The sequence below is a fragment of the Variovorax sp. E3 genome (genome assembly GCF_016082275.1).
Lineage (GTDB): Bacteria > Pseudomonadota > Gammaproteobacteria > Burkholderiales > Burkholderiaceae_C > Variovorax.
Genome location: NZ_MOWM01000034.1, coordinates 1 through 15,738, shown reverse-complemented (window position 1 = coordinate 15,738; position 15,738 = coordinate 1). Strand labels below are relative to the sequence as shown.

General features: G+C 68.9%; 13 protein-coding genes. 7 read left to right on the top strand and 6 right to left on the bottom strand.

Annotated elements, in window-relative coordinates:
* Window positions 1–50: 50 nt before the first annotated feature.
* Window positions 51–929, top strand: coding sequence for an alpha/beta fold hydrolase (locus BMG07_RS14545; protein ID WP_198085169.1), 879 nt, complete (start codon window positions 51–53; stop codon window positions 927–929).
* Here BMG07_RS14545 and BMG07_RS14540 read toward each other — a convergent pair.
* Complete coding sequence (locus BMG07_RS14540) at window positions 926–1,876, bottom strand: AraC family transcriptional regulator (protein WP_307866960.1); 951 nt, start codon at window positions 1,874–1,876, stop codon at window positions 926–928. The genes BMG07_RS14545 and BMG07_RS14540 overlap by 4 nt on opposite strands.
* 302 nt (window positions 1,877–2,178) lie before the next feature.
* Between BMG07_RS14540 and BMG07_RS14535 the strand changes: the two genes are divergently transcribed.
* The gene (locus BMG07_RS14535) at window positions 2,179–3,096 is read left to right on the top strand and encodes a response regulator transcription factor (protein ID WP_198085167.1); all 918 of its coding nucleotides are present in this window, start codon (window positions 2,179–2,181) and stop codon (window positions 3,094–3,096) included.
* A gap of 38 nt (window positions 3,097–3,134) precedes the next feature.
* Here BMG07_RS14535 and BMG07_RS14530 read toward each other — a convergent pair whose 3' ends face one another.
* The 3 genes from BMG07_RS14530 to BMG07_RS14520 form a co-directional block, all read right to left on the bottom strand.
* Window positions 3,135–3,479, bottom strand: coding sequence for a DUF1161 domain-containing protein (locus tag BMG07_RS14530; protein ID WP_198085166.1), 345 nt, complete (start codon window positions 3,477–3,479; stop codon window positions 3,135–3,137).
* Between the two features lie 120 nt (window positions 3,480–3,599).
* Window positions 3,600–5,837, bottom strand: a complete 2,238-nt coding sequence (locus BMG07_RS14525) for an NADP-dependent isocitrate dehydrogenase (RefSeq protein WP_198085165.1) — start codon at window positions 5,835–5,837, stop codon at window positions 3,600–3,602.
* Between the two features lie 135 nt (window positions 5,838–5,972).
* Window positions 5,973–6,614: an ATP-binding cassette domain-containing protein gene (locus BMG07_RS14520; RefSeq protein ID WP_198085164.1), complete on the bottom strand. Its 642-nt coding sequence runs from the start codon at window positions 6,612–6,614 to the stop codon at window positions 5,973–5,975.
* A gap of 302 nt (window positions 6,615–6,916) precedes the next feature.
* Here BMG07_RS14520 and BMG07_RS42115 point away from each other — a divergent pair, with 302 nt between their 5' ends.
* Window positions 6,917–7,429, top strand: a complete 513-nt coding sequence (locus BMG07_RS42115) for a hypothetical protein (protein WP_269758963.1) — start codon at window positions 6,917–6,919, stop codon at window positions 7,427–7,429.
* A 19-nt stretch (window positions 7,430–7,448) separates the two neighbouring features.
* Here BMG07_RS42115 and BMG07_RS14510 read toward each other — a convergent pair whose 3' ends face one another.
* Together BMG07_RS14510 and BMG07_RS14505 are read right to left on the bottom strand one after the other, a co-directional pair.
* Entirely contained in the window at window positions 7,449–8,807 is a 1,359-nt protein-coding gene (locus tag BMG07_RS14510) for an MFS transporter (protein WP_269758962.1), read from the bottom strand.
* Window positions 8,804–9,484, bottom strand: coding sequence for a FadR/GntR family transcriptional regulator (locus tag BMG07_RS14505; protein WP_198085163.1), 681 nt, complete (start codon window positions 9,482–9,484; stop codon window positions 8,804–8,806). The genes BMG07_RS14510 and BMG07_RS14505 overlap by 4 nt, the downstream gene beginning before the upstream one ends.
* A 345-nt stretch (window positions 9,485–9,829) precedes the next feature.
* On the opposite strand from BMG07_RS14505, the gene BMG07_RS14500 reads away from it, so the two are divergent.
* The 4 genes from BMG07_RS14500 to BMG07_RS14485 form a co-directional block, all read left to right on the top strand.
* A complete protein-coding gene (locus tag BMG07_RS14500) occupies window positions 9,830–10,723 on the top strand; it encodes a LysR family transcriptional regulator (RefSeq protein ID WP_198085162.1) in 894 nt (297 codons plus the stop codon).
* 472 nt (window positions 10,724–11,195) lie between these two features.
* Entirely contained in the window at window positions 11,196–11,711 is a 516-nt protein-coding gene (locus tag BMG07_RS14495) for a hypothetical protein (protein WP_269758961.1), read from the top strand.
* A 196-nt stretch (window positions 11,712–11,907) separates the two neighbouring features.
* Window positions 11,908–14,823, top strand: a complete 2,916-nt coding sequence (locus BMG07_RS14490) for a DUF11 domain-containing protein (protein WP_198085161.1) — start codon at window positions 11,908–11,910, stop codon at window positions 14,821–14,823.
* Window positions 14,824–15,067: 244 nt separating this feature from the next.
* Window positions 15,068–15,738: hypothetical protein (locus BMG07_RS14485; RefSeq protein WP_198085160.1), on the top strand; the 671-nt coding region annotated here is incomplete at its 3' end.

The window sequence follows — 15,738 nt, the reverse complement described above, 5'->3', positions numbered from 1 at the left end:
CCGCAACCGGCAGCCCCTAGCATGACGGCTCCTTTTCACTGGAGCATTGCATGCCGAGCACCGAGACGCACTTCGACCTGAGCTCCAACGACGGCGTCACGGTGGAAGCCCATCGCTGGCAGGGGCCGACGCAGCGCGCCATCATTCAACTGGCGCACGGCATGGGCGAGCATTCGCTGCGTTACCGGCCGTTGGCGGATGCGCTGGTGCAGGCCGGCTACGTCGTCTACGCGAACGAGCATCGCGGCCACGGCAAGGGCGCGTCGGCGCGCGGCGAGCTCGGCGAATTCGGACCGCGCGGCTTCGCGGGGCTTGTGGACGACATGGCATTGCTGAGCCGCCATGTGCGCGGCGTTCACCCGGGCCTGCCGCTGATCCTCGTGGGCCACAGCATGGGCTCGTTCGCCACCCAGTACTACCTCGCCAGGCACAGCGAGCTGCTGGCGGGCGCGGTGCTCTCGGGCACCACGGCGCTCGACCTGCTGGGCGCCGCCTTGCAGTCGGGCTTCAAGCTCGAGGACATGAACGCCGCGTTGCCCGACGTTCGCACGCCCTTCGACTGGCTCAGCCGCGACCCGGCCCAGGTCGACGCCTACATCGCCGATCCGCTGTGCGGCTTCACGGTCTCGGCCGAGGGCCTGGGCTCGATGTTCGCGAACCTGGACGAGCTCGCGCCCGCCGCGCTGCAAAAGCGCATCCGGCCCGGGTTGCCGCTCTACCTGTTCGTCGGCGACCAGGACCCGGTCAGCAACAAGGCCGAGTGGTTCTATCCGTTGGTGCAGCGCTACCGCGAGGCGGGTCTGCGCGATGTGTCGTGCCACGTGTTCGGCGGCGCGCGCCACGAGACGCTGAACGAGGTCAACCGCGAAGAAGTCTTTGCCGTGCTGCTGGCGTGGATCGCGCGGGTCGTGGGCCGCAGCGACGCCTAGACAGGCTTGCCCGATGTACCCGACGAGGCCCTGAATTCCTGCGGCGACATCCCGTATGCCCTGCGGAACGCCCGCGTGAAATCCGACGGGCTCTTGAACCCGACGCCATAGGCCACGTCCGTCACCATCAGGTGCGGGTAGCGCACGAGGTCGTCGGCCGCATGCCGCAGCCGCAGGTGGCGGATGTACGCACCCAGCCCGCCCTCGTGCTGGAACAGCCGGTACAGGGTCGGACGCGGCAGGCGCAGCGCCGTGAGCACGCCTTCGGGCGACAGGTCGGCGCGATGCAGGTTGGCCTGCACGTAGCGCCGCACCTGCCCGAACATGGCCGCCCGCGCCGCGGCACCGGCGCCGCCGCTCAGGCGCGCCTGCTTGCCGAAGCCCGCGATCAGCAAGCGCGCGGCGTCGCGCACGGCGCGCTCGGCGGCCGGGGCGGCCAGGGTCGCGATCTCGCGGCCGAGCGCCACGGTGTGGTCCAGGGCCAGTTGCGCGATCGGCGAGTCGGGCTGCATCGTGCGCGCGTGAATGGCCTCGGGGTCGGGAAAGACCTCCTGCACCATCGTGCCCGGCACGAAGAAGGTCAGCACCCGGCAGTCGTTGCGGTGCATGCGCACGGGCTGGCCCAGGTCGAGCGCCACGAACTTCGCGGCGGCGGGTGTTTCGCGGTGCGTGGAAGAGGGTACGGTCACGCCATCGACATCGCCCTCGACGAACACGTGAAGGGCGTAGTTGCGAACGCTGTCGGTGGAAATGCGCGCCAGCGAGCGCTCGAGCAGCATGGCGTCGGAGCGGCAGTCGGTGAACACGATGTCGTCGCCGACCACGTAGCGGTCGATGGCCGCGTGGAACGGCTTGCCGCTGTCGAGCGACCACGGCACCACGTCGATCACATGGCCGACACGCTCGCGCCAGGCCTGGAATTGCCGCTGGGGCGGTTCCGCGTCCACGTTGAAATGGCTGCGGACGAGGCCGTTCGGAGGGGCGGAACGGGAGCCGGTTTCAAGATCGCGTAAGCCCATCAAAGATGCTTCGAATCTGGCCCTTGGGCCATCAAAAACCTACAAATAAGAAGAAAGTGCCAAGAAATCCCGTATTTTTCGCGAATTCTCTCAAGAACTGAGACGCACGGTCAAGCCCGTTTGTAGCGAGAAAGCAATCTATCGAGTGACGCGGCTGCAAGGCCGCGCACCGGGGGCCGCACAGCGAGGCTCCATGGCCCCCAACCCTTCTCGAGCGAGCGAGCGCCTCCATGTTGTCCAAAGCAAAAACCAGCCGGGTTGCCGCCGCACCGATGCGCTGGCTCGCCCGGCGCACGACGGGCAGGCGCAATCTTTTGCGCCGGAGCCTGGGCGTCAAGCGCTGGGGGGCGCGAGCCCGCGTCGTCGCGCTGCGCGAGCGCTCGCGGCTGCTGGACCAGATGGCCGTGCTGGCGTCGAGGCAGCGGCAGGCGGCTGACCGGCCCGCGGGCCCGAGGCTGCCGATTTCTCCCTCGCTGCTGAAGGAGGCGGTGCGCAAGAACAACACGATCACCGCGCGCGGTGCCGAGCAATTCAGGGCCGCCCGCCCGGCGCATCCCGATCGCTGGATCGCCACGCTCGACAGCACGCTGGATGCCCGAGGCATCGCGCCCGCGCACCGCGAACCGGCCGCGCTGTCGATGGCCGGCCAGGCGTTGCATGTGGATTGCGCCGCGGCGGCGGGCGCCGTGGGCTCGCTGTTCTCGGAAGCGAACGAGGTGGAGCTGGCGTTCCTGATGCGGCTGATCGCCGAAGGCGACACGGCCACGGCATCGCGGATCGCCAAGCGCATCCTCGACGCGCGGCGCGTGCCCGAGAAGGCCGCGTCCGTGCCGGCGGGAAAAAAGCTTCAGGTGCCGCAGCCGCAGGCCGAGGCGCTGACGCTGGTCAAGCCGAGGCGCGTGCGCAACGCGCAGCCGCCGAGCCCGGAGCGGGCCAGGTCGTCGCTGTCGCCGCGCGAGCTCAAGGTGTTGCGGATGGTCTCGCAGGGCCTGAGCAACCGGCAGATCGCCGAGAGCAGCTACCGCTCGCTCCACACGGTCGATGCGCAGGTCAAGAACATCTACCGCAAGCTGGCCGTGAAGTCGCGCGCGCAGGCGGTGCGCGAAGGCATCCGGATGGGGCTGCTGGACCCGGAAGGTCGCGGCTAGCGGCTGCTTGCCTGCCTGTCTGCCTGTCTGCCTGCCTGTTACGGCTGCTTCCTGCAGTCGCCGCCGACGGACACGGTGCCGTCCTTGCATTCGGTGAGCATGGGCTCGCCGCGCGAAGCGCCCGCGGGCGACGACGAGGGCACGGCCTCGCGCGCGGGGCCCACGTCGCGTTCGTAGATCACCTTCTTTGTGCCGAGCTCGCAGCTGCCCACCACCTGTCCGCTGGCCGTGGCCCCGGCATCGACGACGGTGACGGCAAAGCGGCTGACGCCGGCCGCGGCGATTTTCGATTCGATGCGGGTGCGCAGCGCTTCGCAGTCTTCGGCGCCGTGGGCGGCGCCTGCGAAGGCCAGCATGAGACCGATCAGCAGCCGGTGTTTCATGGGGGGCCTGCCTGAAAAAGTAAAAAAGGGGCGAACAGTCTAGTTCCGCCCCTTCCGGTTTGCGCGTGGGCCGGGGACGGCAATGGCTGCCGTCCCGTGGCCCGTCGCTTCGTCAGCCGATCAGCCTTGCGCCGAAGCCAGCGCCGCGTTCAGCGTCGCGCTCGGGCGCATCACCGCCTCGAACTTGGCCGTGTCGGCCAGGTAGTAGCCGCCGATGTCCACGGCCTTGCCCTGCACGGCCGCGAGTTCGTCGACGATCTTCTGCTCGTTGGCCGTGAGCGTCTCGGCCAGCTTCTTGAACTTGGCTTGCAGTTCCTTGTCGTCGGTCTGCGCGGCCAGTTCCTGGGCCCAGTACATGGCCAGGTAGAACTGGCTGCCGCGGTTGTCCAGCTGGCCGGTCTTGGGCGACGGGTTCTTGTTGTTGTCCAGCAGCTTGCCGGTGGCGGTGTCGAGCGTCTTGGCCAGGATGGTGGCCTGCTTGTTGCCCGCCTTCAGGCCCAAATCTTCCAGGCTCACGGCCAGCGCCAGGAATTCACCCAGCGAGTCCCAGCGCAGGTGGTTTTCTTCCACCAGCTGCTGCACGTGCTTGGGGGCCGAGCCGCCCGCGCCGGTTTCGTAGAGGCCGCCGCCGGCCATCAGCGGCACGATCGACAGCATCTTGGCCGAGGTGCCCAGTTCCATGATGGGGAACAGGTCGGTCAGGTAGTCGCGCAGGATGTTGCCGGTGGCGCTGATGGTGTCCAGGCCGCGCACGACGCGCTCCAGCGTGTAGCGCATGGCGCGCACCTGGCTCATGATCTGGATGTCCAGGCCCGAGGTGTTGTGCTCGTGCAGGTACATCTTGACCTTGGTGATCAACTGTGCCTCGTGCGGGCGGTAGGCGTCCAGCCAGAACACCACCGGCATGCCCGAGTTGCGCGCGCGCGTGACGGCCAGCTTGACCCAGTCGCGGATCGCGGCGTCCTTGACCTGGCACATGCGCCAGATGTCGCCTTGCTCCACGTCCTCGCTCATCAGCACTTCGCCGCTGTCCAGGTCGGTGATGTTGGCCACGCCGTCTTCGGGGATCTCGAAGGTCTTGTCGTGCGAGCCGTACTCTTCGGCCTTCTGGGCCATCAGTCCCACGTTGGGCACCGTGCCCATGGTCTTGGGGTCGAAGGCGCCGTGCCACTTGCAGAAGTTGATGATCTCCTGGTAGATGCGGGCGAAGGTCGACTCGGGCATCACGGCCTTGACGTCCTTCAGGCGGCCGTCGGCGCCCCACATCTTGCCGCCGTTGCGGATCATCGCGGGCATCGAGGCGTCCACGATCACGTCGTTGGGCGAATGGAAGTTGGTGATGCCCTTGGCCGAGTCGACCATGGCCAGCTCGGGGCGGTGCTCGTGGCAGGCGTGCAGGTCGCGCTTGATTTCGTCCTGCGTGCTTTGCGGCAGCGTGGCGATCTTGCTGTACAGGTCGACCATGCCGTTGTTGACGTTGATGCCGAGTTCGTCGAACAGCTTGCCGTGTTTCTCGAAGGCTTCCTTGTAGAAGATCTTCACGCAGTGGCCGAACACGATGGGGTGCGAGACCTTCATCATGGTGGCCTTCACGTGCAGCGAGAACATGACGCCGGTCTTGTGCGCGTCCTCGATCTCCTTTTCATAGAAGGCCAGCAGCGCCTTCTTGCTCATGAACATGGAGTCGATGACCTCGCGGTCCAGCAGCGCGACCTTGGACTTGAGCACGATGGTCTTGCCGCTCTTGGTGATGAGCTCCATCTTCACGTTGCGCGCGCGGTCCAGGGTCATGGACTTTTCGCCGTGATAGAAGTCGCCGCCGTGCATGTGCGAGACGTGCGAGCGCGAGGCCTGGCTCCAGTCGGCCATGCTGTGCGGGTTCTTGCGGGCGTATTCCTTGACGGCCTTGGGCGCGCGGCGGTCGGAGTTGCCTTCGCGCAGCACGGGGTTCACGGCGCTGCCGGTGCACTTGTTGTAGCGCGTGCGGATGTCCTTGTCTTCTTCCGTCGTCGGGTTCTCGGGGTAGTCGGGGATCTTGTAGCCCTTGCCCTGCAGTTCCTTGATGGCCGCCTTGAGCTGCGACACCGAGGCGCTGATGTTGGGCAGCTTGATGATGTTGGCGTCGGCCTGCAGCGTGAGCTTGCCGAGTTCGCCGAGGTTGTCGGGCACTTTCTGCGCGTCGCTCAGGAATTCGGGGAATTCACCCAGGATACGGGCGGCCACGGAGATGTCGCTCGTGGTGACGTTGATGCCGGCCGGGTTCGTGAACGCGCGGATGATGGGCAAAAACGCGTAGGTCGCCAGCAGGGGCGCCTCGTCGGTAAGGGTGTAGACGATGGTGGGTTGCTTCGAGCTCATGCGCTTGCGTCCTTAAATCCTGTGTTGTCGGGTGGCGTGAACTTCAGGGATAAATCAGTTCACGAGGTGGCGATTGTCGCCGGGCGGAAGAGGGCGTGGCCGATTCGAGGGGTGATCACCCTGCGGGAGGCTTTGTCAATCCAGCGGCAGGGCGATGGTAGCGGCCAGCGGCACGGTGTCGATCTGCGCCGCGCTGGCCACCAGAACGGCGCGCCGCGCCTGGGCGGCCAGGGCCGTGAGCGCCTGCCACAGGCAGCGGGTCGAGCCGGCGTCCAGCCCGGCGGTCGGCTCGTCGAGCAGCAGCAGCGGGCGGCCCGAGGCCAGCCCGGCGGCCATCCAGACCTTGCGCCTGGAGCCGGTCGAGAGCATGAACATCTGCTTGTCCAGGTGCGGCGCGAGCGAAAAACCGTCGGCCAGCGCCTGCCAGGCGGCGGGGTCGAAGCCCGTGTCGCCCTCGGTCAGCTGCCGCGTGCATTCGCGGGCGGTGAGCTGGTCGAAGCGGTCGGTGACCGGGTCGACGAAGAACACGTGGCGGGCGTAGGCCTTGGGCGAGGCGTCCAGGCGCGTGCCGGCCACCGTCAGGCGGCCGGTGGCGGGCAGCGTGCCCGCGATCACCTGCAGCAGTGCCGATTTGCCGGCGCCGGTGTCGCCGTACAGCAGCGTCACGCCGGGGCCGACCGCCGCGTTCCAGCCCGACGCGATGGCGGGCTGGTCGGGGTAGGCGAAGCCGATGTTCTCCAGCTGGAGGATGGGAGAGGAGGAGGGGTTCTGGTTCACGGCCCGCGTTTTACCATCGGGCCCATGAAGAAAACGCCCCTTGCCGCAGGTCTGTTGTCCGTGCTGTCGTTCGCAGGGCCCGCGCTCGCGGCCCCCGCCGCGCAGGTGTTCGTGGCGGTCAAGCAGCCCGAGTCGGTCGATGCCGACTGGCGCGCCCACCTGTGCGCCTTGCTGCCCCAGCCCTGCGACCCCAAGAAGCTCACGCTGCACCGCCCGCGCGGCGGCGCTGCCGGCGACTACATGGTGCTGTCGGAAACGCCGCTGGCCATGGCGCGCCTGCAGCGCGGCGCGCAGGCCACCGAATGGAAGCTCGACCGCCTGCACGACTTCACCGCCTACGCGGCTCGGTCAAGGAAGGCGAGGCGGGCAACGGCGAGGTCGCCCGCACGCTCGCGCCGGCGCTGTATCCGCTGGCCGACGGGCGCTGGGCCGCGGCGGTGCTGCAGCGCCAGTCGGAGAGCTATTCGGGCGGCGGCGCGTCGTTCGTCACCGCCGACTTCGTGCCGCTCGATGCCAAGCCGCAGTCGACCATCGCCGCGTACGAAGGCATTCCGTATTCATGCAGCCGGATGATCCGCGCCTGCTTCTCGGAGAAGGAATACAAGACCTCGAAGCACTGCCACGACGAAAGCAGCGGCAGCCTGCGCATCGCCTATGGCGAGCCCGCCAAGGCCGGCGGCCCCTACGACTGGCAGTTCACCTGGCTGCAGAGCGACTGGGCCGCGAACACGCCGGCCAGCGCCACCGTCAGCACGCGCCAGCGCTTTTCCGCCAGCGAGGGCTCGGCCGACTTCTGCGGCGGCGGGCCGCAGTAGCAACCAGCCGGTCGGTCGGTCAGGCGCCGCGCGGCACCGTCACCGTGCCCACGTGCCTGGTGCGCCCCGCGCCCAGGCCCGCGATCACGAGCGCGACGCCCAGCCCGATGAACAGCCACGACGAGGCGCGAAAGCTCCCCGTCCAGCCGTGCAGCAGCCCGGCCACCAGCGGGCCGAAGGCCGCCACCATGTAGCCCACGCCCTGCGCCATGCCCGACAGGTGCGCGGCCACGTGCGAGTCGGGCGAGCGCAGCACGATCATCGTGAGCGCCAGAGCGAAAGTGCCGCCCTGCGCAATGCCCAGCAGCACCGCCCACAGCCACACGCCGCCCAGCGGCGCGAACAGCATCGCCAGCATGGCGGTCACCGTGAGCAGCGACAGCACCACGGCCAGCCCGCGTTGGTTGCGCAGCTTCACCGCCAGCGCCGGCACCACGAGGCAGGTCACCACCTGCGTCATGACCGACAGCGACACCACGTAGCCGGCGGTCTCGCTGCCCAGCCCGCGCTCGCGCAGGATCGGCGCGAGCCAGCCCATCACGATGTAGGCCAGGGCCGACTGCAGCCCCATGAAGAACGTGACCTGCCAGGCCAGCCGGTCGCGCCAGAGGCCCCGCACCGTGAAGCCCGACTCGCTGGCCACCGGCTTGAGCGGCAGCGCCTGCGGCGCCCAGATCAGGGTGACGATGGCGGCCGGCAGCGCCCACATGGCCAGCGCCATGGTCCAGCCGCCGCCCAGCGCGTGTTCGATCGGCACCGTGAGGCCCGCCGCGCTGGCCGCGCCGCCGCACACGGCCATGGTGTACAGGCCCATCATCAGCGCCGCCTGCCTGGCGAAGTCGCGCTTGACCAGGCCCGACAGCAGCACGTTCGACACCGCGATGCCGCTGCCCGCGATGGCCGAGGCCACGAACAGCAGCGGGATGTTGCCCGTGCCGCGCAGCACCGTGCCCAGCAGGATGAGCACCATGCACGCCAGCAGCGTGCGCTCGGTGCCGAAGCGCCGGCCCAGGCCCGGCGCCAGCGGCGCGAACACGCCCAGGCACACGATCGGCAGCGTGGTCAGCAGGCTCGCGGCGGTGCCCGACAGGCCCGTGGCCTTGATGATTTCCGGCAGCACCACCGACAGGCTGGCAAACACCGGCCGCAGGTTGAACGCGATCAGCACCACGCTCGCGCCCAGCAGGATGCGGCGGCCCAGGTTGGGCGTGGGGGTGGGGAGCGGCGCGGGCCGGTTGTCGGCCTCGGTGTCGATCAGCAGGTCTTCGGCCGCGCCGGTGGCATTGGTGGAACCAGTGGCACCGGCTTGCGCGGGCTGCGTGCGTTGCGCTGTCGGCGTGGTGGCGGCGCTGCCGCGTTCAAGCGTGGCCGCGCTCATGCTGTGCCCACCGCCAGTGCGTTGATCATCGGCGCCATGAACGCGCGCACCGCGGCGGCGGCAAGGTCGGGGTCGCGGCTCGCGATGGCCTCGACGACCGCGCGGTGCGCGGCTTCGTCGGGCTCGGGCAGGGCGGTGCCCATGCTGCTGGCGATCGTTTCCTTGATGTAGCCGGTGATGAAGCGACAGGTCTCGGCCAGCGCGAGGTTGCCCGACACGTCGACGATGGCCAGGTGAAAGGCCAGGTCGCGCTCGATGAAGTCCGCGCCGTTGTCGTCCGCGTCGGGCACGCCGCGCTTGTCGAGCAGCATGTTCAGCCGCCGCAGGTCCTTGGCCGTGTGGCGCACGGCGGCCAGCCGAGCGGCCTCGACCTCGAGCGCGCGGCGCACCTCGAACTGGTCACGCAGGCTGGCGCGCCGCATTTTCTGGAGGCTGGAGGAGGGGTCGAAGCCCGAGCGCACATAAGTGCCCGAGCCCTGGCGCACTTCGAGCAGGCCGCGCGACACCAGCGTCTTGACCGCCTCGCGCACCGTGCCGCGGCTCACGCCCAGCAGCAGGGCGAGTTGCGGCTCGATGGGAATGCGGCTGCCCACCGCCCAGCGGCCGCCCGAGATTTCGGCGCGGATGCTGTCGGCGGCGGCGTCCGCCAGGGAGGTGCGAGGGGCTTGAGCGAGCATCGGTGGGGCCTATTCATTCAATGATTGGACGAATTTTGCCCTCTGGGCAAAGTCCGGGCTGCGCGCGCGGTGGTTGCTCGCTTTCGCGGCTTGCAGCGGTTCAGATACCTGTTCGCCCGATTCTGCAAGCTGGTTTCGCAGATTTGCCCCGAATCAGTGAACTTTTGCCGCCCTTGATGAAACGTTGACTCAATTGTTACCAATCATCAGCGACCTGCCGGAAAATGAAACTAAAGGTCACTTATGAATCTGTAAGTTGCTTCGCTCCGCGGCTCGGCGCTCCCGTCGGCACGCACGGAAGGGCGCCCAGGGAGAACAAGAAAAACGGATCCCGTCGAATCTGAAATGAAGGACTTTTCTTTGTCGGACGTGCGGCTGTTCACCAAAGCCGCACAGCTGGGAGGACTGACTCCCGCCGCCGATGTGCTCAACGTACCCAAGGCCTCGGCGTCGCGCCAGCTCCAGAGGCTGGAGGCCACGGTGGGGCATCTGCTGCTGCACCGCGGCTCCACCCGCTTCGCGCTCACCGAGGAAGGGCGCGAGTTCCTGGTGGCGGCGCAGCATGTGCTGACCATCCTGGACGACGTGATGCTCAACCTGTCGTCGGGCGGCGGCGCGGTGACGGGGCGGCTGCGCATCGCGGTGCCGCACTACTACGGCCGGGAGCTGCTCATGAGCCACCTGCCTGCCTTCATGACGGCCTACCCGCAGCTCGAGGTGGTGGTCGAGACCGGCAACGACCGCGCCGACCTGTTCCGCGACGAGGCCGACGTGGCCATCCGCCGCGGCCGCGACGGCTGCGACGAACTGGTGGCGCGCCACCTGAAGCACGAGCCGCTGATGCTGTGCGCCGCGCCGACCTACCTGGTGCCGCACCCGGCCATCGAGAGCCTGCAGGACCTGGCCGCGCACGTGTTCCTGACCACCGACGCCGAGGGCCGCAAGCGCGAAATCAACCTTGCGACGGCCGAGAAAAGCCACCGGGTTCGGGTGGAAAGCGTATTCCAGTCGGACGACCTGGAATTGATCCTGCAATTGGCCATATCGGCGCGCGGTATTGCATTGGTGCCGGTGTCGCTGGCCCAGCCGCAGATCGAACAGGGGCTGCTGGTGCCGGTATTGCCGCAGCTGCATCTGAAGCCGCAGGAAATCAACCTGGTCTATTTGCCGTCGCGCCGCAATTCGCCAAAGATCAAGACCTTTGTCGATTACGTCTTGAGCATCTTCAGGGCGTTCTAGCACCCCCGGGGCTCGCCGCCTTGTAACAGACGCGCGACGCCCGATTTCCCCGCATCACCCCATTCTTTGCCGAAGAACAGCGGCGGGACGGTGTCTGCACGCGCTATTTCAGTGGCCCGCTCCAGAGGAGAAAGCCGCTTTTTTCGCGCGCCGGTTGTCGAAAATGGAACCTGAATTCCGAATCATGGGTTGTCGAATCTGATGGGTACAAAAGACCCACTTCAAATATACAGTCCGACACCTCTGAAATAAAAGTTGACAATTGTTGACTATGCCGACCGGTAGCAAAGAACTTCCGGCGGATTGGAGGCCTGCGCCTGCTTTCATTCAATGGAAGAAAAGGCGCCGGTAGCGCACCCGATGCTGGTCATTGCAAAAGACCGGCATTTTCCTTTCAGCAGATTTTCAGTTCATTTCATGCCCGGATTTTGCCGGGGGTGGAGTCCTGTGCGTCTTGAATCCGGAGCGACCCATGTCCAGTAAAAAATCGACTCAGATCCCATTTCATCGCCGCCTGGCCGGCGCGTTCGTGCTCGCCGTGTTCGCGGGCGTTGCCGTGCCGGCGGCGGCCCAGGCCACCGGCGCCGCCGGTGTACAGGCCGAGGCCGCGCAGAAGAAGGCCGTGACCGTCGTCCTCACCCAGCACAAGGTGGTGAAGGACGCGCAGGGCCGCGAGCAGCGCGTCGACGCCGGCGCGGTCAAGCCCGGCGACCTCGTCGAGTACACGGCCACCTACACCAACAACACCGGCAAGCCCGTCACCGGCCTGATCGCCGACCTGCCGATTCCCGAGGGACTGGAGTACCAGCCGCGCAGCGCCAAGCCCGGCGCCACGCTGATGCAGGCCGCGACCAGGGACGCCGCCTTCGGCCCCGAGCCGCTGATGCGCAAGGCGCCGGCAACCGCCTGGAGGCCGTGCCCTACGCCGACTACCGCGCCCTGCGCTGGAGCCTGGGCCAGTTGCCCGCCAACGGCAGCACCGCCGTGAGCGCACGCGCGCGGGTCGAGACCGTCGCGCCGCCCGCGTCCGCCGTCACGGCGCAGGCCGCATCGGCCGCGCCCGCATCGGCAGCCGCCCCGCGCTGAACCGAGTCCGACCCGCCTGCAGCGCGGCCCCGGCGGCCGCGCCGCGGGCGGGCTTTTCCATGTCCGTTCCCGTTCTTTGACCACCGAGGAGAAACCACGTGATTCCCACCTTGCCAACCCGGCGCAGCAGCGGCTTCAGGCCGGTTGCGTCGTGGGCCGGCGCCGCAGCCCTGACGCTGGGCTTCCTGTTCGGAAGCCCGGTCTCCCTGGCTGCCGCACCGCCCGCCAACACCGTCATCGGCAACCAGGCCTCCGCCACTTATTCCGACTCGGCCGGCACCACGCAGCTGGCCACGTCCAACCTGGTCCAGACCACGGTGCAGCAGGTGGGTTCGTTCACGCTGGACACGGTCAGCAGCGTCACCACCACCATCGTCAACACCAAGATCGGCGCGGCCGGCGCCATCGTCTATGCGCCGCACACGCTGACCAACACCGGCAACGGCAGTGACACCTTCACGCTCGCCGTCGGCACCGACGGCGGCAAGTTCGCCAAGGTCGAGGTCTACCCCGACGCCAACGGCGACGGCGTGCCCGACGGCACCACGCCGCTGTGCACGGTCACCGGCAGCGCGGTGTGCAACGTGCCCGCGCAGACCGTGGCGGGCAACAACGGCGTGTTCCGCTTCGTCGTGGCCTACACGATCCCCGGCACGGCCACCAGCAGCAACGGCGACTTCGACAAGGCGACCATCACCGCCACGCCGGGCACCGCGGCGCTGTACACCGCGCCCAACACCTCGGCGGCCGACAAGGACGAGGTCAAGCTCACGAGCGACGCCGCGTTCAACGTGACCAAGACCATCGGCATTCCGTCGGTCTCGGCGCCCGGCGGCGGCGCATGGCCTACCCCGGTCAGCGGCGGCCCGCGCTCGTCGTCCTCGGCAAGCTGCGCGACCACCTGGTCCAACGGCCTGAGCTCGAGCGCGAACTGCCAGTACACCGTGTACACGCTGACCTTCAACAACACCGGCGGCGCGCCCGGCCGGTTCGCGATGTCCGATACGCTGCCCAGCGGCATGACCTACGTCGCGGGTTCCGCGGTGTGGAGCAGCGCACCCGGCACCGCGCTCGGCGACGGCGCCGGCGGCGACCCGGCGGGCATCGACTTCCAGGTGGTCGGCGGCGCGCTGAACACCGTGGTGGCCGCGCTCGGCCAGAACGTGACGCAGACCGTGAGCTTCGTGGTGCTGGTCAACAGCTCCGCTGCCATCGGCACCGCCACCACCACCAACACCGCCAAGTTCAGCCCGACGCTGGTGCCCGGTACCGTGACCGCTGCCGCCATCGGCACGCCCGGCGCCAGCACCAACCCGTCGGCCTACACGGTGCTGGCGAGCTACAGCGTGGTGGTCGGCGCCAACGGCTCCACCGCCGCCAACGCGGTCGACGCCACGCCCGGCACGCCCAACGGCACCGCCAACGACCTGACCACGCGTGCGTCGGCCGTGGCCGGCGGCAGCGTCAAGTTCGGCCAGACCGTGTTCAACGCGGGCACGGGCAGCGACACCGTCAACCTCGCGGTGTCCACCAACTCGTTCCCGGCCGGCACGACCTTCGTGTTCTTCGCGGCCGACGGCGTCACGCCGCTGCTGGACACCAACGGCGACGGCGTGCCCGACACCGGCCCGATCGCGGCCGGCGGCAGCCTGAACGTCGTGCTGCAGGCCAACGTGCCGGCGGCCACGGCCGTGGGCACGGGGCCGTTCTCGGCCACCGTGACCGGCCGCTCGGTCGGCGACACCACCAAGCTCGACGCCACGCTCGACACCGTGACCATCGTCGTCGGCTCGCTGGTCGACCTGACCAACACCGCGGCCGGTACCGGCACCGGTTCGGTCGGCGGCGGCGACCTGGGCCCGGGCCCGAGCCCGGACCCGACCACCACCAACAGCACCGCGGCCGGCACCGGCACGGTGTTCGCGCTGTACGTGAAGAACAACGACACGGTCAACAACACCTACAACCTGGCGGCCAGCCAGTCGACCAGCTTCCCCGGCACGCTGCCCAGCGGCTGGACGGTGAAGTTCGTGGCGGCCGGCGGCACTTGCGCGTCGGCGGCGATCACTTCGGTGAGCGTCAATGCCGCCGCGCAGGGCCAGGTCGGCGCCTGCGTGACGCCGCCCGCCACGCAGCCGGCGGTGGTTGCGCAGAAGATCTACTTCCAGGTGAAGTCGACCGCCGTGGCCTCGACCGGCGTGCTCGTGACCGACACCAAGACCGACGCCGTGACCGTCACGGCCGCCGTGACGCTGAGCGCCACGCTCACGCCGAACAACAGCGGCCAGGTGGCGCCCGGCGGCACCGTGGTGTATCCGCACACGCTGACCAACACCGGCACCCAGAGCTGCGGCGCCTACACGCTGACGGCCACCGTGCCGGCGGCCGACGCCGCGCTCGGCTGGACCACGGCGATCTACATCGACGTGAACGGCGACGGCCAGATCGACGCCAACGACACGCTGGTGACGGGCCCGATCGCGAGCCTGCCGGTCGGCGGCCCGCCGCAGAAGCTGCTGGTGCGCGTGTTCGCGCCGGGCGGCGCGAGCGCTGGCGCCACCGACACCACGACCGTGACCGCGACCTTCGCCGCGGGCGCGTCGAGCTGCGGCGCGCCGTCGGCGATCGACATCAGCACCGTCATCACCGGCCAGATCCGCGTGCTCAAGACGCAGGCGGCCGACGCCAACTGCGACGGCGTGATCGAAGGCGCCTACGCCGCGACCCCGCTGTCCATGAAGCCCGGCCAGTGCATCGTGTACCGCGTGGTCGCCACCAACGAAGGCACGTCGTCGGTCACCAACATCGCCATCAACGATGCGGTGCCGCCGTACACCACGCTGAGCGCGACGCAGCCGGCAGGCGCGCTGTGCACGTCCAGCGGCGTGACCGGCACGGCCCTGGCCTACGCGCAGGGCACGCCCGCCGGCACCGTCAGCTGCGGCAGCGCTTCCAACACCGTGGCCCCGAGCGGCTCGGCCACCTTGACCTTCGCCGTGAAGATCAATCAGTGATGCGCGGGGTTTGAGTCGCCGGCGGGCGCGGCCTTCGGGTTGCTCCGCCGGTTTAGCGAGGCGCCGCCACGGCGCGCGCCTCGCCTTTTTCCCTTGCCGCTTGCGCACCGGGCCGCACGCACGCGCACGCCTGCTTCGCAGGCGGCAGAGGAAAAAGTTCATCGAAGGCCAGTGGCGTGCAGTTTCTTTTCGAGTACCTGAGCAATCGCTCGCAACGGTGGGGCGGCGGCATGGCCGTCGCGCCGTGGCGGCGCTGTTCCTGTGCTTGTCGTGGGGCGGCACCGCCGCGCATGCCGCGTCGGCGCCCGGGGGCACGGTGATCCGCAACGTCGCCACGGCCACCTACGTGCCGGCGGGCCTGCTGCAGACCGAGACCTCGAACTCGAACGGCGTGAGCGTCAACGTGCTGGAGGTCGAGGCGCTGCTGCTCACGCAGGACCAGACGGTGAGCCGCCCGCCGGGCACCGGCGCCACGCTGAGCCACCTGATCGCCAACACCGGCAACGTGCCCTCGGCCTACCGCTTCAGCCTCGCGAACAACGGTGCGGGCTGCCCCGCCGACAACTTCGACCTGGCGGCGCTGCGGCTGGTGCGCGACAGCAACAACAACGGCGTGGCCGACGCGGCCGACCCCGTGCTGGCGCTGGGCAGCAACGGCGCGCTCACGCTGCAGCCGGGCCAGACCGCCGCGCTGCTGGTGCAGGGCACGGTGCCCGGCACCGCGACGGGCAGCGCCTGCGTCACGCTCGGCGTCGTCACCGCGCTGCAGAACCTGAGCGCGGTCAACCGCGACATCGTGAACGCGGGCGACCTCGCGGTGCTCACGCTGGCCAAGTCGGCGAGCTACCCCGGCGTGATCGAGCCGGGCACCACGCGCATCGACTTCAGCGTGGCGGCCTCCAACATCGGCGCGCG